Consider the following 23,464-nt stretch of genomic DNA (forward strand, 5'->3'; position numbering starts at 1 on the left):
TGTTTCATAAGGTGCTCAGCTATTACGTTTCTTTATGAAGTTTGGCTGTAAGCAGAGCTGGTTAGCTTACATTCCAGCGCCAGTGGACGGAACGAGTGCGACTTGAACTTGGCGGTTTTTGCCATAGTTCAATCGACAACGGGAAGTAGGTTCTGCTTAGCGGTTAAGCGCCAGTTCTGATACTTGTCGAACTTAGTTGTTAAAAACGGGCGACAGTGGCGCGTTGGCGAGCTAATTTTTCCTAAATAAACCCAAAAGCAGATGGAAAAATGGATCTCGCCAGCCACGCATAGTTCTAAATGGCATAACCCGCCATCAAGAACTATCGACACATCTGGTCCACTGGCGCCTCCATTCCAGCTGGCAATGGTTGAACATTCAACAATTGATTGTTTAAGCAGTAAAGTTAGTTGCAGTTAGAACGTAAAATGCCGGCAAAACAGCCTTTCAACTGTTTTGCCGGCATTTTTATGCGCATATAACTTACTTTAAAACTTCGAATCACTAATCACTGCCGGTTAATCCTAATTGAACTAGCTAAGGAGATTAAACTAACTAATTAAATAGTGATCTAACGCTGCCAAGGTGGAATGGAGGCGTTCCATACACCAGCGCCGGAATGGAACCGAACTCAATCTAGCATTACAGCCGAACTTCAGAAAGAGCCTATATTACTTATATCGTGGTCCTTTTGGTACAGTGATTAAATTGATAATTGCAAAATGTTCTGCGTAAAGGCAGTGATCTCATCGCGTCGATGGGAAACGACGATGACCTGGGTGCTAGGCGTTTTTGTCAGCACTTTTTTTGTTAGCTCAATGGCACGCCAGCGCAATTGATCGTCGAGCCCAGTGAATGGTTCGTCCAGCAGCAGTAGTTGCGGCTGTAAAATTAGCGCCCGGCATAAGGCGACGCGCTGCCGTTGACCGCCAGAAAGTTGGGTCACTGGCCGGGTTAAATAAGGCTGCAATTCTAGCTCCGTGATCAATTGTTGTTCAAAGTTAGTGGTAACTTTTTGTGGGTGTGCTTTCAAGCGCTGATAAAATTCGATGTTGGCTTGCGCGCTTAAATGCGGAAATAGCGCCAAATTTTGGAACATAAAGCCTAATTGGCGCGCCGCTGGCGGTAAATTGATCTGTTGTTGAGCGTCAAACCAAACTTGCTGGTTACAACTAATTCGGCCAGCTTCAGCCGTAGTTAAGCCCGCGATGATCCGCAGCAGCGTAGTTTTACCAACACCAGAAGGACCCATTAAGCCATAGATCTGGTTAGTAAGCGTCGCTTGAAAATTTAATTGACGCTCATTCATTTGTTTGTGAATATCGATGTTGAGCGTCATAGCGGTTGCTTTCTCCTTTCAATTTGCTGGTTAAGTAGGTGGATCAGCAATAAAGCCAGTACGCCGATCAAAATGTTGACCCCACTTAAAAACAAAGCCGTCTGCGTGTCGCCGCCTTGAATTGAAAAATAAATACTGGTGGCGATGGTATCGGTTTTGCCTTCAATATAGCCGGCAACCATCAATGAAGCGCCAAATTCACCTAGTCCGCGGCAAAAGGTTAACAATAGGCTGATGATCAAACCTTGGTAGGCATTGGGTACGACAACCAAACGCAGCGTTTCAAGTGGTGTGGCACCCATAACGGTTGCCGCTTCGATCAAATTAGGGTCAACACTTTGCAAGGCGGCTTTTAAGGCTTGATACATGATCGGCAGGACCACGATGATCGTAGCTAGCGTCGCGCCGCTTAAGGTGAAAATTAGACTATAGTTATGAAATAATGCTAAAAAACGGCCACCTAAGCCGAATTTACCGAATAATTGCAATAAAAATAAACCGACTACGGTTGGCGGCAGCACCAGTGGCAGCAGTAACAGACTTTCTAGTAACCAGCCAAAATGGGTTCGCCGGCGTAATAAATAATAGGCCACGGGTAAAGCAATCAAGAAGGTAGTTAGGGTGGCACTAAAGGCGATAAGTAGTGAATGAATGATCGGCATCGAGGCACCTACTTTATAATTAATTAGCCATTTTAAAGCCAGCTTGTTTAAAAACTTTCTGGGCAGATCGACTTGCTAAATAACGATTGAATTTTTTGGTGGCGCGTTTTTTAGCGGCGTCGGTCGCACTGACACCAACATAGTAGCGAATTGGGCTGTGCGTTTTTGCGGGTACTTTAGCGCTGATACGGACTTGGTCACTAATTCTAGCATCAGTGCGGTAAACGAAGCCAATTTCAGCATTGCCACTGGCAACAAAGGCCAGCACCTGACGAACATCATTGGCGTAGACAAATTTATCGGTCAATTGTAGTTTCAGACTGGCTAAACTTTCCGTCGCATAGCGGCCAGCCGGCACTAATTTAGGTTCACCCAGCGCGATTTTATTGGCTGCTTGTAATTGCTGCTTTAACGTTCCTTTTAAAGCACGCGCCTGCTTATTTTGAATCACGACTAGATCGTTTTTCAACAAAACCTTACTATTAATAGCTTTGTCAGCTTGCGTCAACGCCTGCATATCCGTTTTACTAGCGGTCAGTACGCCATCGATCGGTGCGCCGCTTAATACTTTTTGTTTAATTTGGCCAGAACCGGCGAAGTCAAGGTCGATCTTAACCTTAGGCTGCTTGGTTTGATATTGTTGAGCAATTTCAGTTAGGCTGTCTTTGAGGCTAGCTGCCGCAGAATAGTGGATCGTGACGGCCTGGGCGGGTGCTGTATGTGAGGTAAGTAGACCAAATGAAACAATAAGGAATCCGCTTACAAATAATAATAACTTTTTAATCAAAAAATCAGCTCCTTGCATTTAATGATAAATCAAGTTGGGGGTGAATTTTACTGATTGGTCCATACTCGAATTATAGCAAAGAAAAAAAGGTTAGCCAAAGTATTCCTTTGGGTAACCTTCGCCAATTTTATGCACGATTTTTATTGATTGTTGTGGTGCCTGGGTTGCTAATTTTTCACTACGTTGAATGAAGTCTTTGAACAGTTCTTGCATCTCAGTGTAATGTTTGTACATATTTTCTGGGTGCCATTGGACGGCTAAAATCTGGTCGCTGTCAATCGACTCGATTGCCTCGATCACGTGATCATCGGCGTGGGCCACGCTGCGTAAGCTTGGTGCCAACTCCTTGACCGCTTCGTGGTGCCGCGAATTAACGTAAGCTCGTTCACCTAAAAGCGTGTTCAGACGTGAATCTGCTTCAACCGTAATATGATGTGTCGGTAAATTACCAGGCGAGGTTTGTGCGTGCTTCATTTGCGCTGCTGGGTCTTCAGAAAGATCTTGATATAAAGTACCACCTAACGCGACATTGATCACTTGCATGCCGCGGCAAATACCAAAGATACTTTTGCCAGCAAGCAGTGATTGCTTGACCAGCTCAATTTCAAATTGATCACGTGGGATGTAAGTTTGACCCAATTTCATATGCGGTTCTTCATGATAAAAAGTTGGATCGACATCGAAACCGCCAAGGAAAAGGACGCCATCAAAAGTATCGATATAATCAGTAACGTTTTCTGGAGCGCTGTTAGGTAAGATTATTGGGATCCCACCAGATTTCAGAATCGCATTAACTGCCATTCGTGGCGCAAAATCAGCGTTTCGTTCGTTGATCACCTTTGTAGCTTCGGTCAGTGTATCGGCAGGTATTGCGATTCTCGGTCTCATTAATGAGTCCCCTCTCATTGGAATTTAATAGTAGCCACACTATAGAGCAAAATAGCTAGATTAGCAAGTAGCTTGTTCGATTACTTAAGAAAATATAAAAAGTTGGACTACAACCACTGCTACAGTTACATTTTATGTCATCTATGTTAAACTGAGCTCTCAGATGGGTAATAAAAAATACCTTAATCCACTGAAGTGGATTAAGGTATTTATATGATGGAGCGCCAGGGGATCGAACCCTGGACCCACGGATTAAGAGTCCGTTGCTCTGCCAGCTGAGCTAGCGCTCCATGTCATCAACGAATATTAGTATAGCAAAAATACGACAGCTGCGCAATGGTTTTTTATGAGATTTTTTGCAAGTTGGATTTTTAAGATCGTGGCTGCTAAAGGCATACGCTTTCAGGTGAACTTTGCCAATTTTGTTCGTTATGAGTATAATTGAAATGAGCTGCAGCATAATAGCCGCTGTTTTCAGCGCTGATCGAGCGCCAGATAATTTTAACTGGTACACAGCACTATGTGTGAATAAGCTTAAGCGCTGGTGTGGAAAATTTAAGCACAAGAATAAGTACGCTGAATTAGTGAAGTAACTATTTAACGCTTCACCAGGGAGGAACAACCGATTTATGGCAAAAAAAATATTAGTTGTGGATGATGAAAAACCGATCTCAGACATCGTTAAGTTTAATTTGACTAAGGAAGGCTATGAAGTTATTACCGCCTATGATGGCGAGGAAGCCTTGGCTAAAGTCACTGAAGTTGATCCAGATTTAATTATATTAGATTTAATGTTACCCAAAATCGATGGTCTCGAAGTTGCTCGTGAAGTGCGAAAAGACCATGATATGCCGATCATTATGTTGACGGCTAAGGATTCTGAAATCGATAAGGTTCTAGGTCTGGAAATGGGTGCTGACGATTATGTGACCAAACCATTTTCAAATCGTGAATTGGTGGCACGAGTTAAAGCTAACTTGCGGCGGCAAGGGACGATCAATAGTGCCCAACCAGAAGCTGATGAAAATAGTGAAATTGAAATTGGCGATTTGACCATTCATCCCGATGCTTATATTGTTTCTAAGCGTGGCGATAAAATTGAGTTGACTCATCGTGAATTTGAATTATTACATTATTTAGCGCAGCATATTGGCCAAGTTATGACCCGCGAACATTTGTTACAAACGGTTTGGGGTTATGATTATTTTGGTGACGTGCGGACGGTTGATGTCACTGTCCGTCGTTTACGGGAAAAAATCGAAGATAATCCTAGCCATCCAGAATGGTTAGTTACCCGGCGTGGTGTCGGTTATTACCTACGTAATCCAGATCAAGAATAGTGTTTAACTGAGTTCGTGCTTTTGCCGAACTCTTTTTCTGTATGTGGTGGGTCGCACAACGCACCTAGACAAAATTTGCTTTAAGAAAAGGACAGGTGTGGCTAATTAGCAAGCACCAAGGTCCTTTTTTATGGTGTACGTTTTACTTCGATGTGATTTGGGGATAGTAATGTAATGAATAAGAAAATCCGGTTCTTTCAGTCGATCAACTTTAAAATTGCCATCGTCTTTATTTTGCTACTAATGATCACGTTAGAAATCATTGGGGCTTATTTTGTGAAGCAATTGGAAGAACAGAATATTGAAACCTTTAAACAGCAGGTGCAAACGCCGGTTTACGTGAACAATCAGCTCAGTAATCAATTGTTGAAAAGTGACACGGCGACTGCCAATAAATCAATTGCGAATATTTTGTCGGATTTAAATAATTCGGCGGATATTCGTGTAGTTGATAGTAAGAGTACTGTCCGTGGTACTAGTGATTTAAACGATCAGCGCGTGATCGGTCAAAAGACGACCGATAATAATATTAAGAATGTGCTGTATAATAATCGTTCTTACGAAACGTTGTCTTATGATGAAAAAAGCCACGCTAGTTATTATGTCAGTATTGTGCCCTTAGTTAATCCTAACAGTGATAGTAGCAGCATTGTTGGGGTGATCTATGTGCGGGCTAACATGCAAAGTGTTTACCGCAATATTAACAATATTACGCTGATCTTCTTAACTGCATCGTTAGTGGCCGCACTATTTTCTTCGATCATTGCGGTGGTGATCTCACGGGCGATCACTCGACCGATCGATGAAATGAAAAAACAAGCGATTCGGATGGCCCGTGGCGACTATTCCGGCCAGGTCCGTATTTATGGTCGTGATGAGTTAGGTCAGCTAGCGGTGGCGGTAAATAATTTATCGGTGCGCGTTGAGGAAGCACAGGAGGCATCTGAAGCGGAACGGCGGCGGTTAGATAGTGTCTTATCACATATGACCGATGGTGTGATTTCCACCGATCGGCGTGGTAATGTGATCATTATCAATGAAGCGGCGGCGGAACTACTGAATCTCAATGATGAAGCGGTTATCGGTCAATCGATTTTAAAAATACTCAAAATTGAATCTGACCACACGATTCGTGACTTGCTGGAAAATCAGACTGAGCTGATGCTGGACTTTTCTGGGGCTGAGCATAATTTGATTTTGCACGCCGAATTTTCACTGATCCAGCGGGAAACAGGCTTTATTAGTGGGATCGTTTGTGTGCTGCATGATGTTACCGAGCAGCAGAAAAATGAACGCGAACGGCGCCAATTTGTTTCCAACGTTTCGCACGAATTACGGACACCGTTGACGTCAATGCGTAGTTACCTAGAAGCGTTAACTGATGGTGCCTGGCAGGATCCGGAAGTTGCACCAGACTTTTTACACGTAACTCAGGAAGAAACTGAGCGCATGATCCGCATGATCAACGATCTATTGAGCTTGTCGCGGATGGATTCAGGTACCGTCAAGTTAGATATGGAACTCGTTAATCTCAATGAATTATTCAGTTATACATTGGATCGTTTCGATATGATGATCAAGTCTGACGCTAATAGTGGGGACAATAATCGAACCGAAAATAATACAACTAAGAAGTATTCACTGAAACGCGAATTCACGAAACGTGACTTATGGGTCGAAATCGATACGGATAAATTTATGCAGGTCGTGGATAATATTATCAATAACGCGATTAAATATTCACCAGACGGCGGTGTGATCACTTGTCGATTGTTGGAAACTAATAATCACGTCATCCTTAGTATTTCTGATCAAGGATTAGGGATCCCACGGAAAGATCTGCCGCACGTTTTTGATCGCTTCTATCGAGTTGATAAGGCGCGTTCACGGGCACAAGGTGGTACTGGGCTTGGTTTAGCAATTTCCAAAGAAGTTGTTGAGCGCTTGAATGGTCGAATCTGGGTGGATAGTAAAGAGGGCAAAGGATCGACGTTCTACATTTCTTTGCCATACCAAGAAGCCTATGAGGAGGATGATCTCTGGGATGAAAATTAGTCACTTATTACTGAAAATTAGCTTATTGCTGATGATCGGCGTCAGCATTGTGCTGTCCTGGCTGATTTGGACCAATAATGCTCGTTTTCAGCGTAATACCATTGATGTCACCACACCAAAGACACAGACTGAAACTAAAAACGTTGAAGAAGTCTATTTGCCAACCCAAATTATCACAACTGATACTAGTGGTAATCGATTGATGGTTTACAACAATAAAGAAAATATGGTTGATGCGCTGCATAAAAAGCTCTCCAAGTGGCGCTTTTCTGATCCGAAAAAAATGACTTTAAATAGTAAAAATTATTTAGCCACGATCAATCAGAAAAGCACGCTGAGTTTGCTTTATCCACGTAATATTACTTACGCTATTTTCAGTAAAACCTTTAAACAAAAAGTTGCTAAGGCGGATCGGCAGCGTTTGTTCAATCGGATCATTATTCCGACTAAGCGCAATGGTGTCGCTTATTTCATAGACGATTACCATAAGACTGGCTTTAGCGTCAAAATTGATCAAGAAAATCTAGCGGCGCTGCAAGCGCGCTTGAGTAAAACAACGATTCAATTGCCGGTGACCGAAAAATTGTTTAATGATCAGCCAGAGCTATACTATACGAATGCTGTGCAGGTGACGCAGTATAGCTATCTTGTGACCAAGCAGAATCCAACTGATTTTGTGACGTCATTGTTAAGCGGCAGTGATCCTAGCGCGCTTGAAACTAAAGAGCAAGATCACATCACTACCTATAACGACGGTACGTATAAGAGCCTACAAGTCGATCAAAAGAATGCAACAATCGAGTTTGAAGATTATTCCAGCGATGTTTCCAGCGCGACGATGACGGCTATTTTAAATGGTGGTTACAAAACTTTATCTAAAATTGGCAATGCCCCTGGGAATATGCGCTATTTTGATTACGAACATAAAACGCGCACCGTGATTTACCGCAGCTATGTTGAGGGTCTGCCTGTGTTTAATCAAACTGATTTTGGCGCCGTAAAAGTGCAATTACTGACAACCGGGGTCAAGCTGAATTTTTCAGTTTATACCTTACAGGTGCCGCTACCTTCTGATACTGTTGCAACGCCGTTACCAACCACGCAAACGGCGTTGGATAATCTAGCAGCGGCGGGTTACGATATGGCGGATATTAGTTCGTTTAAGTTAGGTTATCATTGGTCAGTTAACGCTAGTTCGGATTCAGTGATTGATTTAACCCCGACTTATTATTTTAAATATAATGGTAAGTGGTTAAGTTATGAGCAATTATTAAATACGACGCCAAATACTGACGAGGGGAGTGGCAGCTAATGGATTTTAAGCGGATCGAAGTTATTTTCCTGATCGTTTTTGGCTGCCTAAACATTTTCCTGTTTGCATCATATAAGCAAAATCAGCATGTTGAAACGGTTAATAATGACGATGTAAGCCAAAATACAATGATTTTAAGGGAAATGCACAATGATCAAATTACTGTCCCGACCTTAGCAAATAAGGTTCAATCAGGCTATTATTTATCCAGCCATTCTAGCCAAGCGTTGCAAACGGCTAGCCAGCGGTTGCAAAATCAACGTTACAGTTTTAGCGATGACCGTTTATATAGTCGGTTAGTTCGGCCGATCAGCGCGAAAGATGGTAAATATACTGAAGCATTGAAAGAGATTTTAACGAACCCGCGGATGATTGCATTAGGGACCCACTATCGCTACTCTAAGCTGTTTTCGACCACTGATCGCATCGTTTATACGCAAAAATTACCAGAAGGTGACTTATATGATGCGCAGGGCGAGATCATTTTCCAAGTCACTAACAAGCAAATTGTCAGCTATGAACAAACTTATATCAATAAAGTCACGACTTTGCGGGAAAAAGAACCGACTATTACTGAAAAACAGGCGGTGTTGTCCTTGTACAGCAATAACGCGATTGCCAATGGTGCCACGATCAAGTGGACCACGCTAGGGTATTCACGTTTGTTGGACGCAAATAATAGCTCCGTTTATATTCCAACTTGGTTTATTGGTGTAGAGAATAAAAATAGCGGCAATATTCAGATCAAGCGCATCAACGCCTTTTCTAATGCTTTGATGAAAGCCAGTGACGATGCAAATTTATCTAGTTCTGTCAGTAGTTAAGCGACAGTAAGCGTGCATTGTGCGTGAAAGTAAGTATAATAGACTTGATTAGGGCATGTTAATGTAAATGTGTAAAAAGCAGGTTATGGCATATAACTTGAGTGCTTTTTTACACGCTGGAATGGAGAACAATAATGGTGCAAAATGACGATCAGATGAAGATCAGTATTTTAAGTAGTGGTAGCACCGGTAATGTGACGTACATTGAAACGCCGCAGCGTAAAGTGTTAGTCGATGCCGGCTTAAGCGGTAAGAAAATTGAAAGTTTGATGCAGTCAATTGGTCGCGATATGACTCAAGTTGATGATCTATTGGTGACCCACGAGCATACTGATCATATCAAAAGTGTCGGTATTTTGGCACGGCGCTACCCCCAGCTCAACGTTTACGCTAATCAGCCGACTTGGGATGCTATGTTGCCAACGATTGGCAAAGTACCAATGGCGCAACGGCGTATTTTTGAAATGGGGACGCTGAAAAGCTTTGCTGACCTTGATATTCAAAGTTTTGGTGTTTCCCACGATGCGGCGGCACCACAATTCTATGAATTCCAGCATAGCGGTAAAACCTTTGTTATTTTAACCGACACCGGCTATGTTTCCGAGCGTTTAAGCGCACAGATCAGCGACGCCGACGCCTACTTATTTGAATGTAATCATGATGTGGAAATGCTACGGATGGGCATGTATCCATGGCCGCTGAAACAGCGTATTCTTGGTGATAAAGGACATTTAAGCAACGAAGCTGGCGCGGATGGCTTAATGGATGTGATCGGTAACCGGACGAAGAATATTTTTCTTGGTCACCGGAGCCTGCATAATAATATGAAGGAACTCTGCCATTTAACGGTTGCTTCAATGCTGAAACAACATGATTTCGGTGTGGACCATGATTTTAACTTATACGATACCGAGCCTGATGCAGCGTTACCGTTGTTAAACCTTTAAATTAAAGTTAAGCCTGTTATTTAATCGCAACTTGTTCAATATTTTTTCAAAACTTTGCGCTATTCTAGTAACATAAGCAAATTCTGAAAAAACTGGAGGTTTGTTATGAAACAGTCAAATAGTTTAGTTAAAACAGCAGTTGTCGCTTTGGTGGCCGCTGTTATCGGTGGGGGCGTCGTTTATGGCGGCGTAAACTTATTAGATAACGACAGTAGCTCTAACGGCAGCGTCGTCAATACAAATAAATCTGGTACCACCCAAGTTAGTAACGTTAAGGTCAGCACTAATTCCCAAGTCAGTAACGTGTTCAAGCATACGAAAAATGCCGTCGTTTCAGTGATCAATCTACAAAGTCAAACCAGTACTGACGATAGTGGTTTAAGTGAATTTTTCGGTGGTAGTTCAGATTCGTCCTCTAGTTCTTCTGGGAGTTCAGCAAGCGGCAGTCTGGAAGAATATAGTGAAGGCTCAGGTGTTATTTACAAAAAATCGGATGGTAAGGCCTACATTGTCACTAATAACCACGTTGTTTCCGGCTCACAAAAGCTGGAAGTGATCCTAAGTGACGGTACTAAGTTGACCGCTAAAAAAGTTGGTACGGACTCCGTGACTGATTTGGCCGTATTAAGTATTGATGCTGATAAAGTGACCCAAGTCGCCAGCTTTGGCGATTCTGATAAGGTTAAAGTCGGTGAACCGGCAATCGCAATTGGTTCACCACTGGGCTCCGAATATGCCACTTCAGTTACCCAAGGAATCGTTTCTGCTAAGAATCGGACTGTTGCGGTAACTGATGAAACAACTGGCCAAGAAACTGGCGAAGCGACCGTTATTCAAACTGATGCAGCCATCAACTCTGGTAATTCCGGTGGCCCATTGTTGAATATTCAGGGCCAAATTATTGGGATCAACTCAATGAAGTTAAGCAGTTCTGGCAGCTCAACGACAGCTACAGTTGAAGGCATGGGCTTTGCTATTCCAAGTAACGAAGTGGTCAAGATCATTGATGAATTGGTTAGCAATGGTAAGATCGTTCGCCCTGCTTTAGGTGTATCGATGGCCGATTTATCTAATATTTCAGCCACTCAGCAAAAATCAATTTTGAAATTACCAACCGACGTTACCGGTGGTGTGGTTCTGATGTCAGTTAAAAGTAGTTCACCAGCTGCCAATGCTGGCTTAAAGAAGTATGATGTTATCACGTCACTCGGTGGTAAGAAAGTCACTAATAGCGCTGACTTACGAACTGAATTATATAATCATAAAGTCGGTGATAAAGTAGCGGTTGAGTACTATCGCGATAGTGCTAAGAAATCGGGCACCATTACCCTAAGTGAAAATACAAGTCAATTAAGCGTCACTGAATAATAAAAGGAATAAAACGCACTATTTAGTGGGTTTTATTTTTTTGCTTAAATTTAGCGCGAAAGTTCAGCGTAGTCTGGGTTAATTTTAGTGCTGAGAACCTGAACGTTCGGTAAATATAAAAATGGTCTAGTGCGGCGTAAACGGATACTCATTAAGTAAATACCGCTATAAAGCGAATTAGCCTAAACCAAGAATTAAAGGAAATGTTAAGAAATAGAATTGTCAATGTTCACAAAAGTTGTGAACAGCCTTTTGCACAGCTGTGGATAACTTTAAATTGCCTAAATGACGCAAAATAGGCGGCTAAAGTTATCCACATATCGAAAAACAAGCTGTGCGTAACTTTATAATTAAACTTAATATTTTCTGCCGTAAGTTTGATATAATAGGAATCATAGCGAATTAAGCGCGTTTTAACGAACAATAAATAAAATGTGGATAACTAAATCATAAAAAAATCGCGATTTTTTTATTTAGCTGATTTAGTACGCGAAAAAAAGTTCGCCCCAACATTTAGAACTACAAGTTGTCAACATGTTGATAACTCTTGTGGACAACTTGTGCATGTTGGTGCATTACTGTGAATTTAAAATTGGCGCTCAGCGCGCTAAACTACGGAGGTAATTATGTTAACGGTAAAAATTATTGGTGTTGGTAAGTTGAAGGAGAAATATTTGAAGCAAGGGATCGCTGAATACGCTAAGCGCCTCGATACCTTTTGCAAGTTAGAATTGGTGGAAGTCGCTGATGAGAAGGCGCCAGAAAAGTTAAGCGCCGCTGAAATGGCAACGGTCAAGGAAAAAGAAGGGACGCGCATCCTAGCCAAAATCAAGGATCGTGAGTATGTTTATGCACTGGCCATTGAAGGCAAGCAGCGCGCTTCTGAAGAATTTGCCGCTGAGCTAGATCATTTAGCCACGTACGGCCATTCAGCCATCACCTTTGTCATTGGGGGCTCGCTAGGCTTAGCGCCGGCGGTGATGCAGCGTAGCGATGACCAATTGAGTTTCGGTAAACTCACACTGCCGCACCAATTGATGCGCCTAGTACTGATCGAGCAGGTTTATCGTGGGTTTATGATCGAGGCCGGGCGTCCTTATCATAAGTGACACCTAGCAAAGAATTTATTTCTTAAATCGTTAGCATAAAATTGTGATATTAAATGCGGTGAATTTCGCTGTCAAAATGTTTTGACAAAGATTTCCGTTGTCTGTCGGGTTATTTTGATGGTATGTTGGCAGTGTTCCTGAGACAATCTATGTGGAGGTGTGAGAAATGAACCTTAGTAAACAGATTCAATCTTATCGTAAAGCGCATGGGCTGTCACAAGAAGATCTAGCCACAAGAATATATGTGTCACGACAAACCATTTCGAATTGGGAGACAGGTCACAGCTACCCCGATGTAGAGAATTTGTTATTGTTAAGTGTCCTTTTTGATGTCTCTTTAGATGAATTAGTCAAGGGAGATGTGACAATAATGAAGCGTAAAATTATGCAAACCAGAATGGATCAATATACAAAAATAATGCTGCTATTTATGGTACTGGGACTAATTTCTGTCGGACCATCATTATTTTTACCAGATTACTGGTGGTTGGTTATGCCAGTTGTTTTGTGGTCTAGCGGTCTGTTTTTTGCGTTTAAACTTGAAAAAATTAAACACGAAGAAGATATTCAAAACTATCAAGAGATTATTGCCTTTATGGCTGATAAAAATCTTGATGTGATCAGGGCAAAGAGAAAATGGGCTAAGGATCGGCTGCATAAGACTTTAATTGTAACCATATTTATAATGATAAGCGGGTTGATTGTATTTTTTAGTGCATTACCATATTTGATGACTCATTAAGACAATCACCATCGTACAAATTTATATCGCCAAAGGAGGATGCAATCATGAAAAAAATCGTAGCTGGCATTGTTGCTCATGTTGATGCAGGTAAAACCACATTGTCAGAAGCCTTGCTTTATCGAGCGGGAGAATTGCGTCAGCTTGGGCGGGTTGATAATGGGGATGCCTTCCTTGATTCTGACAAACTTGAAAAGCAGCGGGGCATTACGATTTTTTCTCACCAAGCTGGTCTGCAATACCAGAACCTTGAGTTGACGCTATTGGATACGCCGGGACACGTCGATTTTGCGACTCAGACTGAGCAGGTACTGGATGTGCTTGACTACGCAATTTTAGTGGTTTCGGCGCTGGATGGTATTCAAGGCTATACACGAACACTTTGGCGCTTACTTGAACGTTATCACGTGCCAACGTTTATTTTTGTGAATAAAATGGATGCAGCTGGCGTACAGCCGGAACAAATTATTAGTCAGTTACAAAGTGGCCTTGATCAAAGTTGCATTTCCTTCGCGCCACAAGCTACGACTAAAACAACTGATATACCAGACGCATCATATGAAGAAATCGCCTTGCGTGATAACGTGGTACTAGAAGAATATTTGGATTCTGGGCAGCTGGCTGATGATACGGTTCGACAAATGATCAGCCAAAGAAAAATTTTCCCCTGCTATTTTGGCGCTGCGCTTAAAGTGACTGGCGTTGATACTTTTCTGGCTGGCCTTGAGCGCTGGACTAGCGTCACCACGTACCAGCAAGACTTTGGCGCGCGCGTATTTAAAATTTCCCATGACGAAAAAGGTGAGCGTCTAACCTGGCTGCGGGTAACCGGTGGCATTTTGCAGACCAAGGCGGTTTTGCTAAACGAGCAGAAGGTCAATCAATTACGGGTCTATAACGGTACAAAATTTGTGGTTCGGTCGGGAATTTTAGCTGGTGGTATTTGCGCTATTCCCGGATTAACCGGTACCTATCCTGGTCAGGGACTGGGGAATAGAGCCGATGGTTGTGCGCCGGTGATCCAGCCGGTACTTAATTATACGTTGAACCCGCATGATTATGATATTCATGTTTGTTTGACCGCCTTGCGCCAGCTTGAAGATGAAGATCCGCAACTGCACGTTTCGTGGTCAGAGCAACTGCAAGAAATTCGGGTCCAAATTATGGGCGCGGTTCAACTGGAAATTTTACAACAGATTCTATTGGAACGTTTTAACTTGGACGTTGATTTTGGTGCGGGCAGTATTCTCTATAAAGAAACGATCACGCAGGCGGTTGAAGGGGTGGGTCATTTTGAACCGCTACGTCATTACGCCGAAGTTCATTTATTGCTGCAACCAGCACCACGAGGCAGCGGATTGACTTTTGCCGCTGACTGTCCGATCGATGTACTTGGTCGTAATTGGCAGCATCAGGTGCTGGCTAATCTACGCGCAAAAGAACAGCTTGGCGTGCTTGTTGGTGCGCCGCTTACTGATATGCACATTACTTTGGTGGGCGGCAAAGCTAGCAACGTTCATACAGTAGGCGGCGATTTTCGTGAAGCAACTTGGCGCGCGGTTCGGCAAGGGTTGATGATGTTACAAGCGCAAGATAACTGCCAGCTGCTGGAACCATGGTATCGATTCCGATTAGAAGTTGAGCAAGACCAAATTGGTCGCGCGATGACTGATATTCAGCGTATGAGTGGTAGCTTTGATCCGCCTGCAATGACTGCTGAAGCTTCTCGTGCAGGGCTGACACTATTAACGGGCGTTGCGCCGGTTTCAGAAATGCAAGACTATGCGCCGGAGGTCTACGCTTATACGCATGGGCAGGGACAGTTAGCGTGCATTATTGACGGTTATCGACCGTGCCATAATACGGAGGTGGTGATCACCGCGCAGAAATACGACCCAGTGGCTGATCTGGATAATACGCCAGGCTCAGTTTTTTGTGCGCATGGTGCCGGTTATCCAGTGGCTTGGGATCAAGTACCACAAATGGCACATGTTCCGTACGTTTATTCGGCGCCGGAGTTAATGGATCTAAGCACACCAGTAGCGCATGACTAGCGGTTTTGAACTAAGATTACGGTGAGCAGTAAATTAGATTTAGGCGTACAATTAAGTTGAATCACCATATTTTTTATAAAAAGGACTGATTTTGCTTATGAAAATTGAAGAAGGATATATGCCATTTCGCGGCTACAAAACTTATTACCGGATCGTTGGCGAGCCAAATCCAGATAAAGCGCCACTATTATTGATCCATGGCGGTCCAGGTTCTTCGCATAATTATTTCGAATTATTGGATGATTATGCAAATACAGGCCGGCAACTGATCATGTACGATCAAGTCGGTTGCGGTAAATCTTCGCTACCTGAAGACGAAAGTGTTTACGTTAAGGAGACTTGGGCAGAAGAATTGATTGCCTTACGCGAGTACCTGCATTTAGACGAACTTCATATGCTGGGCCAATCGTGGGGTGGGATGTTAGAAATGCTCTATCTGACCCAATATGACCAAAAAGGTGTTAAAAGTGTGATGATCGATGGTTCACCGGCTTCGATCAAGTTATGGACCAAAGAACAGCATCGGTTGATCTCATATTTAAGCTACGAGGACCGCGAAGCTATTGCGGAAGCTGAGCGTACTGGTGATTTTACTGGGCCTAAATATTTGGCGGCTAACGATCGCTATATGGAACGTTACTGTTGGGATGATCCTGATGAAAATTCGCCTGAACCATTGCGCCGACCAACTAATGGGAAACGCGCTAGCTTGATTGCTGAAGGACCGAATGAATTTACCGAAAATGGTACGATCAGTGACTTTGAAGTGACTGATCAGCTGAAAAAAATTCACGTGCCAGTTTTGGTGACTAATGGCACCGATGATTTGTGTACGCCGCTGATCGCCAAATCTGTCTATGATCATATTCCAGGCGCAAAATGGCATTTATTTGCGAACAGTCGCCATTTAGCGCTGCTAGATCAGCATGACGAGTTTATTGACGTTCTTGATCATTGGTTGACGGCTAACGATTAAGTCGAAAAATCTAAAAACAACGCTCAATTTTGAGCGTTGTTTTTTATTTTAAATCAAGATAGTCGATATTTTATTTATTGAATATAAAAAGTTTTTGGTTTTATAATTAACGATTAATTTCTAATTAAATTTTAATAATAAGAAAATTTAGATAGTGATTTAGTTATATTTATAAAATTAGTCAACTTACTTTTGTAGAAACGATTTATTTTAAAATACTATATTATAGGCTTTTAAATCTTTAAAAAAACTGATATTACCTTAAATAAGGTTGCCTAAATTAAGCTAAACCGTTATAATTAATTTTAATTTAATTCTAATCTAATTTTAATAATCATGGAGGGGTAGCTTATGCAGCAAACACCGATTCGCAGTGAAAGAAAAATTGCCGCCAATATTTTTAAGGGTTCGCTAGGTAATATGATCGAATGGTTTGATTGGTATGTCTACGCGTCGTTTGCAATTTATTTTTCAACGGCTTTTTTTCCATCAGAAAATAAAACGGCTGAGTTATTGTCGACCGCAGCCGTTTTTGCAGTTGGATTCTTGATGCGACCAATTGGTTCGTTTGTCATGGGGCGATTTGCGGATAGGCGTGGCCGGCGCAGTGCATTGACCTTATCCGTAACGATCATGGCTGTAGGTTCTTTAGTTATTGCATTGACTCCGACCTATCACACGATTGGCTTGTGGTCGCCAGGGATTCTAGTCGTAACGCGTTTGTTTCAAGGACTATCGCTAGGTGGTGAGTATGGGACCTCGGCAACTTATTTATCAGAAATGGCATCGCCCAAGCGGCGCGGTTTTTATTCTTCATTTCAGTATGTCACTTTAATTTCGGGCCAATTGTTAGCTCTTTTAGTGCAGATCATTTTACAAAATACGCTGACTAACGCGCAATTATATGCTTTTGGATGGCGCATTCCCTTTGTGATTGGCGCTATCGGTGCAGTTGGTGTATTGTGGTTACGACTTACAATGGAAGAATCCGATCAATTTACGGCAATGAACGCTAGTAAGCAGAAAAAAGCGGGGACCTTAACCTTATTGCTACAATATCCAAGACAATTTTTCACTGTCGTTGGCTTAACTTTTGGCGGCACGATTTGTTTTTATGCCTATACGACCTACTTACAGAAGTTTATGATCAATACGACTGGTTTGGACCCTAGGGTAGTCTCCTTGATCAATTTTGCTGCCTTGCTGATCATGCTGATTTTACAACCTATTTTTGGACATTTATCGGATAAAATCGGGCGTAAGCCGTTACTGATTTGGTTTGGTGTCGGCGGTACCTTGTTCACGGTACCAATTTTTACTGCGTTAGCACATACTAAATCAGTCTGGGCGGCGTTTTTGTTAATGTTGTTCGGTGTTGTCATCGTTTCGGGCTACACATCGATCAATGCAATCGTCAAAGCCGAGTTATTTCCAACTGAAATTCGTGCGCTGGGTGTAGGCTTACCTTATGGCTTAACCGTAGCTATCTTTGGTGGAACCGTGGAGTATGTCGCGCTGTGGCTGCGCTCGATCAACTTTGAATCACTATTTTTCTTCTATGTTGCGGCAGCCAGCTTTGTTTCGTTAATTGTTTACTGGAAAATGTTGGAAACTTCAAAGACAGGACATATTGATGCTGAAATTATGCTTGCTGATGGTGAAAAATAATAGCATAAAAATACATGTTAAATAAAACAACCCCAGAAAGTTTTGCTTTTTGGAGTTGTTTTATAATGGATCGATGATATCCACAATGTGGCGCGCATCGTTTGTAGATAATCGTCCGATATAAGTTAGTTTTGTGGTTGCGATAGGTAATTTATATATTTTTATGGTATCGATCCATGATTGCTTCGGTAATCCGGCTGCTTGCCAATCAGTAAGTTTAATATATTTTTTCTGTTTAGCGGCTGATTTGTTGCTGAATTTAGAAGTTAACCGAAAAACAATATAGTCAGTGTCTAATTGGCGGATGTATAAAACTGGGCGCCGTATTTTAGTCTTAACGTTCTTTGCTAGGTAGCTGGGAACGCCAATAAAAGGGTTATGGATTGCGGCTAGCTTAATTTATTCGAGTAAAGAACGGATACCTAATCAAAACTCGAAACGGCCCCTTAAAGTCAGATCAAAAGCCTAACTTTAAAGGGCCGTTTTTATATGATTAATTTGGTTCGATCATGTGGGTTTGTTACAATGGATTGAACGAGATCAGATCAGATTGGAGCAAATAAATGTCGCTACTCTTAATCATTTTAATTGCGCTGTTCGGGGCTTTAGTGCGGACCGTTTTCGGCTTTGGCGAAGCGCTGGTGACAATGCCTTTACTAGCACTAGTCGGTTTTGATCTACAATCCGCGACTGCGTTGATCGGCGCTTTAGGTTTATTGGTGGCTTTACCGGCGACCATTAAATTTCGGGCGCAGATTGATTTTGCGGTAGTCCGTCGTTTGGTGCTCGGTTCGTTATTTGGTGTGCCACTCGGGATTTTTTTGATCAAAACAGTTGCCAGTCGCTTGATTCTACACCTACTTGGTTTATTTTTAATTAGTTATGGCGGCTACAGTTTGTATAAATTATGGCGGCAGCAACCGGGCAAAGCGCGATTACACGCTAATAGTTGGGACTATCTAGCCGGATTGATCTCCGGTGCTTTAGGCAGTGCCTACAATAGTCATGGCGTGCCAGTTGTAATTTATGGCAGCTTAAAACGCTGGCCGGTTGAGCAGCTACGCGGTATTTTGCAAGCTCATTTTGTGTGCGTTGGGATGATCGTGGTTGCCAGCCAGGTTGTCTCCGGTTTTTGGACGATGAAAGTGATTCAGTTGCTGGTGATCATTATCCCGTTATTATTCGTCGTGATTCCATTAGGTAATTGGCTGAGCACTCATATTGCCCGTGAAACGTTGGTCAAATATATCTATATGCTTTTAATTATTTTTGGTGGCTTATTATTTTACCGCTAATAAGTCGCGTTTGCGGAAACTTAAAGTCAGTAGGCCGCTGATCAAAACGCAGACGGCAGCAATGAGGTAGGTTGTTTTGATTGCTTGTAAAGAACCTAGTTGAGTCGCTACTTTTAAGCTATGGTCAGTGACCAGTTGCGCGATATTATTCTTTTCCAAGACGCTCATAATACCGATCAATAGCGCCGTTCCAAATGAGCCGGATACTTGGCGAATGGTCGTGTACATGGCTGACCCATCGGGAATGAGTTTTTGTGGTAGTGAATTGAAGGCTTCAGTTTGAATGGGCATCGTGACCACGGATAAGCCTAATTGGCGCACTGCTTGTGAAAGGGCCACCCACGCAAAGCTGGAATTCAGGCTGACTCGACTCAGCATTAAGGTACCGATCAGCAAGACGATCACACCACTAAAAGATAAATATTTAGCGCCCCATTGGTCATACATGCGGCCGCTGATCGGCGACATTATTGCAATCACTAAGGCTCCTGGTAGCATTGCTAAGCCAGAATATAGCGCGCTATAATGCATTACATTTTGCATATACAGTGGCAGCAGCAACATGCCACCATATAACGCCATCATTAAGAAGACATTGACAATAACGGCAATAATGAAGTTGTGGCTTTTAAAAACGTTGAAGTTAAGTAATCGGTTGGTAGTATGGGTTTGTTGGTAAACAAAAATTGCGACTACGATCAAGCCAAGTAAGCTAAAGCCAAGCACTTTGCCAGACAATAGTGGTAGGCTGCCGGCATTACTAAAGCCTAGCAAAAGCGCGCCTAAGCCGACACTAGAAAGAACGACACCGCTCCAATTTAGTTTGATTTTTTCATTAGTACCAAGATTGCGTAGCATAAATGCGGCAAAAATAATATCCAAGATGATCAAAGGTGCGATTGAAAAGAAAAGCCAGCGCCAGCTATATTGTTCAACTAAATAGCCGGAGATCGTTGGGCCAAGCGCAGGAGCAAAATTTAGTGCTAAACCGACCCAGCCCATTGCCGTGCCGCGTTTGTTGGCGGCGTACATGTTCATGATCGAAACGTTCATCAGTGGCGCGATCACACCAGCACCAGCAGCTTGGATCATCCGGCCAGTGATCAAGAGAAGGTAACTAGGCGCGATACCGGCGATGATCGTACCAAAAGCAAAAACCGACATCGCTGCTAAATAAAGTTGGCGCGTGGTGAAACGCTGAATCAGAAAAGCAGTCAGCGGCACCATGATCCCGTTAACTAACATATAGCCGTTGGATAACCATTGACCAGACGCAGCAGTGATATTGAATGAACGCATGATACTAGGTAGGGCCACGTTCATTAAAGTTTGGTTCAAAAAAGCCAGAAAAGTTCCCATGACTAAGACCAGCATGATGCGTTGATTATTATTTTTTGTTTGTTTTGCCACTATTTGATCCCTTCTAACTTTTCTAAAAGTTCTGCTTGGATGGCCAATAACTCAGTCAATTTAGTTTGATCAATAGCATTGACTGGCGCTAACTTTTCCCAATAATCGGCGTAAGTATCAGCGTATTTTTGGCGGCCTTTATCGGTGGGGCGAATATTGATCCGTCGCTTATTATTTTCATCGCGTTCCTTTGTGACTAAACCATCGGCAATCATACGATCAACGATGCCTGAAGTCGTACTATTGCTCAATTGGAGCGCGTGGGCTAATTCGTCCAGCGAACTGGGATCTTTGCGAGTCAGCGCGCTTAACGCAATGATCCAAGTCTCAGTTAACTGTTGTTTCTTAGCCTGATAAGCAAAAATTCGCCGAGTCTCTTTACGTAACGAACGCAAGGAAAAAATTAGTTCTTTGATCTGAGTTTCATCTGTAGTCATTAGTGACTCCTTAAGTATTAGGGTGATTTCTGTTAATTAAAAAAAACTTGCCACAACTGGTATTGCGTGGCTAAGACTAAAATGCGATAGTGTTGGTATAACGTTATTACTATTGTTCGTACACGAATATTTCGTATACGAATTATGTTACGCGTATTATCCGTTGATTGCAAATTATAAGAATAGTTAAGCGGGAGGTTTATGATGACTGATATTTACGATGATGCCGCCTTTTTCAAGAAATATAGTGAAATGAATCGGAGTAAGCTTGGGTTGGCTGGCGCAGGCGAGTGGCCAACATTGCAAAAATTATTGCCGGATTTTACGGGCAAAACGGTTTTAGATTTAGGCTGTGGCTATGGTTGGCACTGTATTTATGCGGCTGAGCATGGTGCCAAGGCCGTTACTGGTGTTGATCTGTCAGCGCAAATGTTGCAAGTGGCGCGGCAGAAAACAACCGCGGCTAATGTCACCTATCAGCAGGCTGATATTGCCCAGGTTGATTTTCCGGAAAATACTTTTGATGTCGTGTTGAGCTCGCTGGCATTTCATTACTTAGAATCTTTTACGGAGATAGCGCAGGCGGTACACCACTATCTCAAGCCTAACGGTAAATTTATTTTCTCCGTTGAGCATCCTATCTTTACTGCTGCCGGTACCCAAGACTGGGTCTACGATGCTAATGGTAAAATTAAGTATTTCCCGGTCGATCGTTACTTTGACGAAGGCCAGCGCACAGCTAATTTTTTAGGTACGCCGGTCACTAAATATCATCATACATTGACGACGTATATTGAAGGGTTGGTCAATAATGGGTTTACGCTCGATCATGTGCAAGAACCAATGCCACCGCAAGCTATGCTCGAACTACTGGGGATGCGTGACGAACTACGGCGGCCGATGATGCTGATCATTGCCGCAACCAAGCGTTAACGAGGAGACTTATGGAAAAGCTAAATTTCACATTTACTGGAAATCCAGAAAACGCGCCAGCAATGGCTCATTATATGAAAAATCGGTTTATATTTCTCGGCGTCAAGTCGCCGGAACGTAGAGCGCAAAGTAAACCGCTGCTGCAAACTAGTCGTCAAGTTGACCCGGCCACATTACATAGCTGGATCGTGGAATTATATGCGCGCCAGCAGCGCGAGTATCAGTATTTAGCGCTTGATCTAGCCGAATATAATGTTAAAAAATGGCAATTAGCAGATATTATTATCTTTAAGCAATTTATTACGCAGAAAAGCTGGTGGGACAGCGTTGATCACTGGTGTACGATTTTTGGTAAGTATATTCAGTTACATCCCGAACAAACGGTAGCAGTTTTTCAACTTTTTTTCAAGAGTCCCAATATGTGGGAACGTCGGATTGCGATCACGTTGCAACTGAAAGCAAGGGATGCGGTCGAGACAGATTTACTAACACAAGCCATTTTATTTGATCAATACACCGAGGAATTTTTTATTCAAAAGGCAATTGGTTGGGCGCTGCGGCAGTATAGTAAATTCAATCCTAGTTGGGTGATGCAATTCTTAAATGAGTATCAGTTGAGTAATTTAGCGGTGCGTGAAGCGAGTAAATATTTGTAAATCATGGATTTAAAACCAGATTACTGTGACGACTATATTAAGCATAAATAATTTTAAAGAAGGACTGACGATGCAAACGGCAACAGAAATTTTCAATGCAATTCAGGCTGATCCGCAAAACCAGCTTTTTACTGCGCAAGGAATTCAGCCACTGTACCATGTGATCCCAACCGCAGAGATTTTGATAATTAGCCAGGCACCAAGCAGAAAGGCCCAGGCATCAATGGTTTTTTGGAATGATCCTAGTGGTGACCGGCTACGCGAGTGGATGGGCGTGACCAAGGATGAATTCTATAATTCCGGTAAAATCGGTGTTGTGCCACTGGATTTCTATTATCCAGGCAAAGGTCCGCACGGCGATTTACCACCGCGCAAAGGTTTTGCTGAAAAATGGCATGAACCATTACTGGCGCTAATGCCTAAGGTACAGCTGACGTTGTTGATCGGTCAGTATGCGCAGAAATTTTATTTGCAGCAGCGCCGTCAAAAAACGTTAACTGAAACGGTTCGTCAATATGCGGACTATTTACCGGACTATTTTCCGTTGGTCCATCCCTCGCCATTAAATTATGGCTGGATGCACAAGAATACCTGGTTTGCAGCTGATGTGGTGCCGGCTTTACAACAAGATATCAGACGAATTCTAGATTGAAGTTATTTTA

21 protein-coding genes and 1 tRNA gene are annotated in these 23,464 nt (G+C 42.6%); 15 read left to right on the forward strand and 7 right to left on the reverse strand.

Annotated features, from left to right (window positions below; all coding sequences use genetic code 11):
- Nucleotides 1-703: 703 nt before the first annotated feature.
- From EKM76_RS05120 to EKM76_RS05140, 5 genes are all read right to left on the reverse strand, one after another.
- Nucleotides 704-1,339: an ATP-binding cassette domain-containing protein gene (locus EKM76_RS05120; RefSeq protein ID WP_125549628.1), complete on the reverse strand. Its 636-nt coding sequence runs from the start codon at nt 1,337-1,339 to the stop codon at nt 704-706.
- Nucleotides 1,336-2,001 (reverse strand): molybdate ABC transporter permease subunit, encoded by a 666-nt coding sequence (gene modB, locus EKM76_RS05125; protein WP_125549629.1) that lies wholly within the window; start codon nt 1,999-2,001, stop codon nt 1,336-1,338. The genes EKM76_RS05120 and modB overlap by 4 nt, the downstream gene beginning before the upstream one ends.
- Before the next feature lie 19 nt (nt 2,002-2,020).
- The gene (modA, locus tag EKM76_RS05130; RefSeq protein WP_164507599.1) at nt 2,021-2,788 is read right to left on the reverse strand and encodes a molybdate ABC transporter substrate-binding protein; all 768 of its coding nucleotides are present in this window, start codon (nt 2,786-2,788) and stop codon (nt 2,021-2,023) included.
- 90 nt (nt 2,789-2,878) lie between these two features.
- Complete coding sequence (locus tag EKM76_RS05135) at nt 2,879-3,676, reverse strand: gamma-glutamyl-gamma-aminobutyrate hydrolase family protein (protein ID WP_125549631.1); 798 nt, start codon at nt 3,674-3,676, stop codon at nt 2,879-2,881.
- A 217-nt stretch (nt 3,677-3,893) separates the two neighbouring features.
- Nucleotides 3,894-3,966: transfer RNA gene (locus EKM76_RS05140), tRNA-Lys, on the reverse strand.
- Nucleotides 3,967-4,305: 339 nt separating this feature from the next.
- On the opposite strand from EKM76_RS05140, the gene yycF reads away from it, so the two are divergent.
- The 12 genes from yycF (at nt 4,306) to EKM76_RS05205 (ending at nt 19,366) form a co-directional block, all read left to right on the forward strand.
- Nucleotides 4,306-5,016 carry a response regulator YycF gene (gene yycF / locus EKM76_RS05145; protein ID WP_125549632.1) on the forward strand — a complete coding sequence of 237 codons (711 nt, stop codon included), beginning with the start codon at nt 4,306-4,308 and terminating at the stop codon, nt 5,014-5,016.
- 174 nt (nt 5,017-5,190) lie between these two features.
- Nucleotides 5,191-7,071, forward strand: coding sequence for a cell wall metabolism sensor histidine kinase WalK (walK, locus tag EKM76_RS05150; RefSeq protein ID WP_125549633.1), 1,881 nt, complete (start codon nt 5,191-5,193; stop codon nt 7,069-7,071).
- Entirely contained in the window at nt 7,061-8,383 is a 1,323-nt protein-coding gene (locus tag EKM76_RS05155) for a YycH family regulatory protein (RefSeq protein WP_125549634.1), read from the forward strand. Before walK ends, EKM76_RS05155 begins: the two co-directional genes overlap by 11 nt.
- Nucleotides 8,383-9,207: a two-component system regulatory protein YycI gene (locus tag EKM76_RS05160; RefSeq protein ID WP_125549635.1), complete on the forward strand. Its 825-nt coding sequence runs from the start codon at nt 8,383-8,385 to the stop codon at nt 9,205-9,207. The genes EKM76_RS05155 and EKM76_RS05160 overlap by 1 nt, the downstream gene beginning before the upstream one ends.
- 134 nt (nt 9,208-9,341) lie before the next feature.
- Nucleotides 9,342-10,154 carry an MBL fold metallo-hydrolase gene (locus EKM76_RS05165; protein ID WP_125549636.1) on the forward strand — a complete coding sequence of 271 codons (813 nt, stop codon included), beginning with the start codon at nt 9,342-9,344 and terminating at the stop codon, nt 10,152-10,154.
- 105 nt (nt 10,155-10,259) lie between these two features.
- Nucleotides 10,260-11,522, forward strand: a complete 1,263-nt coding sequence (locus EKM76_RS05170; RefSeq protein ID WP_125549637.1) for a S1C family serine protease — start codon at nt 10,260-10,262, stop codon at nt 11,520-11,522.
- Nucleotides 11,523-12,148: 626 nt separating this feature from the next.
- Nucleotides 12,149-12,631: a 23S rRNA (pseudouridine(1915)-N(3))-methyltransferase RlmH gene (gene rlmH / locus EKM76_RS05175; protein WP_125549638.1), complete on the forward strand. Its 483-nt coding sequence runs from the start codon at nt 12,149-12,151 to the stop codon at nt 12,629-12,631.
- A 166-nt stretch (nt 12,632-12,797) separates the two neighbouring features.
- Nucleotides 12,798-13,373 carry a helix-turn-helix domain-containing protein gene (locus EKM76_RS05180; RefSeq protein WP_125549639.1) on the forward strand — a complete coding sequence of 192 codons (576 nt, stop codon included), beginning with the start codon at nt 12,798-12,800 and terminating at the stop codon, nt 13,371-13,373.
- A 47-nt stretch (nt 13,374-13,420) separates the two neighbouring features.
- Nucleotides 13,421-15,427, forward strand: a complete 2,007-nt coding sequence (locus EKM76_RS05185; protein WP_125549640.1) for an elongation factor G — start codon at nt 13,421-13,423, stop codon at nt 15,425-15,427.
- Nucleotides 15,428-15,524: 97 nt separating this feature from the next.
- On the forward strand, nt 15,525-16,403 hold the full coding sequence (pepI, locus tag EKM76_RS05190; protein WP_125549641.1) for a proline iminopeptidase: 879 nt from the start codon (nt 15,525-15,527) through the stop codon (nt 16,401-16,403).
- A gap of 366 nt (nt 16,404-16,769) precedes the next feature.
- Nucleotides 16,770-18,071: an MFS transporter gene (locus tag EKM76_RS05195; RefSeq protein ID WP_225417879.1), complete on the forward strand. Its 1,302-nt coding sequence runs from the start codon at nt 16,770-16,772 to the stop codon at nt 18,069-18,071.
- Between the two features lie 563 nt (nt 18,072-18,634).
- The gene (locus tag EKM76_RS05205) at nt 18,635-19,366 is read left to right on the forward strand and encodes a sulfite exporter TauE/SafE family protein (protein WP_125549643.1); all 732 of its coding nucleotides are present in this window, start codon (nt 18,635-18,637) and stop codon (nt 19,364-19,366) included.
- Here the strand turns inward: EKM76_RS05205 and EKM76_RS05210 are convergent.
- Complete coding sequence (locus tag EKM76_RS05210; protein ID WP_125549654.1) at nt 19,352-20,740, reverse strand: MDR family MFS transporter; 1,389 nt, start codon at nt 20,738-20,740, stop codon at nt 19,352-19,354. The two genes, EKM76_RS05205 and EKM76_RS05210, sit on opposite strands and share 15 nt — an antisense overlap.
- 35 nt (nt 20,741-20,775) lie before the next feature.
- Nucleotides 20,776-21,213 carry a MarR family winged helix-turn-helix transcriptional regulator gene (locus EKM76_RS05215; RefSeq protein WP_125549644.1) on the reverse strand — a complete coding sequence of 146 codons (438 nt, stop codon included), beginning with the start codon at nt 21,211-21,213 and terminating at the stop codon, nt 20,776-20,778.
- A 201-nt stretch (nt 21,214-21,414) separates the two neighbouring features.
- Here EKM76_RS05215 and EKM76_RS05220 point away from each other — a divergent pair, with 201 nt between their 5' ends.
- The 3 genes from EKM76_RS05220 to EKM76_RS05230 all read left to right on the forward strand — a co-directional run bounded on the left by EKM76_RS05220 (nt 21,415) and on the right by EKM76_RS05230 (nt 23,454).
- Nucleotides 21,415-22,146 (forward strand): class I SAM-dependent methyltransferase, encoded by a 732-nt coding sequence (locus EKM76_RS05220; protein WP_191986906.1) that lies wholly within the window; start codon nt 21,415-21,417, stop codon nt 22,144-22,146.
- 11 nt (nt 22,147-22,157) lie between these two features.
- The gene (locus tag EKM76_RS05225) at nt 22,158-22,802 is read left to right on the forward strand and encodes a DNA alkylation repair protein (RefSeq protein ID WP_125549646.1); all 645 of its coding nucleotides are present in this window, start codon (nt 22,158-22,160) and stop codon (nt 22,800-22,802) included.
- A gap of 70 nt (nt 22,803-22,872) precedes the next feature.
- Nucleotides 22,873-23,454, forward strand: a complete 582-nt coding sequence (locus tag EKM76_RS05230) for a uracil-DNA glycosylase family protein (RefSeq protein WP_125549647.1) — start codon at nt 22,873-22,875, stop codon at nt 23,452-23,454.
- Nucleotides 23,455-23,464 lie beyond the last annotated feature (10 nt).

It is taken from the genome of Loigolactobacillus zhaoyuanensis, from assembly GCF_003946385.1.
Lineage (GTDB): Bacteria > Bacillota > Bacilli > Lactobacillales > Lactobacillaceae > Loigolactobacillus > Loigolactobacillus zhaoyuanensis.

Excerpts from the sequence above, each read along its gene's own strand:
- EKM76_RS05120 (WP_125549628.1), bottom strand. The coding sequence starts at position 1,339 with ATGACGCTCAACATCGATATTCACAAACAAATGAATGAGCGTCAATTA.
- modB (WP_125549629.1), bottom strand. The coding sequence starts at position 2,001 with ATGCCGATCATTCATTCACTACTTATCGCCTTTAGTGCCACCCTAACT.
- EKM76_RS05135 (WP_125549631.1), bottom strand. The coding sequence starts at position 3,676 with ATGAGACCGAGAATCGCAATACCTGCCGATACACTGACCGAAGCTACA.
- yycF (WP_125549632.1), top strand. The coding sequence starts at position 4,306 with ATGGCAAAAAAAATATTAGTTGTGGATGATGAAAAACCGATCTCAGAC.
- walK (WP_125549633.1), top strand. The coding sequence starts at position 5,191 with ATGAATAAGAAAATCCGGTTCTTTCAGTCGATCAACTTTAAAATTGCC.
- EKM76_RS05155 (WP_125549634.1), top strand. The coding sequence starts at position 7,061 with ATGAAAATTAGTCACTTATTACTGAAAATTAGCTTATTGCTGATGATC.
- EKM76_RS05160 (WP_125549635.1), top strand. The coding sequence starts at position 8,383 with ATGGATTTTAAGCGGATCGAAGTTATTTTCCTGATCGTTTTTGGCTGC.
- EKM76_RS05165 (WP_125549636.1), top strand. The coding sequence starts at position 9,342 with ATGGTGCAAAATGACGATCAGATGAAGATCAGTATTTTAAGTAGTGGT.
- EKM76_RS05170 (WP_125549637.1), top strand. The coding sequence starts at position 10,260 with ATGAAACAGTCAAATAGTTTAGTTAAAACAGCAGTTGTCGCTTTGGTG.
- rlmH (WP_125549638.1), top strand. The coding sequence starts at position 12,149 with ATGTTAACGGTAAAAATTATTGGTGTTGGTAAGTTGAAGGAGAAATAT.
- EKM76_RS05180 (WP_125549639.1), top strand. The coding sequence starts at position 12,798 with ATGAACCTTAGTAAACAGATTCAATCTTATCGTAAAGCGCATGGGCTG.
- EKM76_RS05185 (WP_125549640.1), top strand. The coding sequence starts at position 13,421 with ATGAAAAAAATCGTAGCTGGCATTGTTGCTCATGTTGATGCAGGTAAA.
- pepI (WP_125549641.1), top strand. The coding sequence starts at position 15,525 with ATGAAAATTGAAGAAGGATATATGCCATTTCGCGGCTACAAAACTTAT.
- EKM76_RS05205 (WP_125549643.1), top strand. The coding sequence starts at position 18,635 with ATGTCGCTACTCTTAATCATTTTAATTGCGCTGTTCGGGGCTTTAGTG.
- EKM76_RS05210 (WP_125549654.1), bottom strand. The coding sequence starts at position 20,740 with ATGCTGGTCTTAGTCATGGGAACTTTTCTGGCTTTTTTGAACCAAACT.
- EKM76_RS05215 (WP_125549644.1), bottom strand. The coding sequence starts at position 21,213 with ATGACTACAGATGAAACTCAGATCAAAGAACTAATTTTTTCCTTGCGT.
- EKM76_RS05220 (WP_191986906.1), top strand. The coding sequence starts at position 21,415 with ATGATGACTGATATTTACGATGATGCCGCCTTTTTCAAGAAATATAGT.
- EKM76_RS05225 (WP_125549646.1), top strand. The coding sequence starts at position 22,158 with ATGGAAAAGCTAAATTTCACATTTACTGGAAATCCAGAAAACGCGCCA.
- EKM76_RS05230 (WP_125549647.1), top strand. The coding sequence starts at position 22,873 with ATGCAAACGGCAACAGAAATTTTCAATGCAATTCAGGCTGATCCGCAA.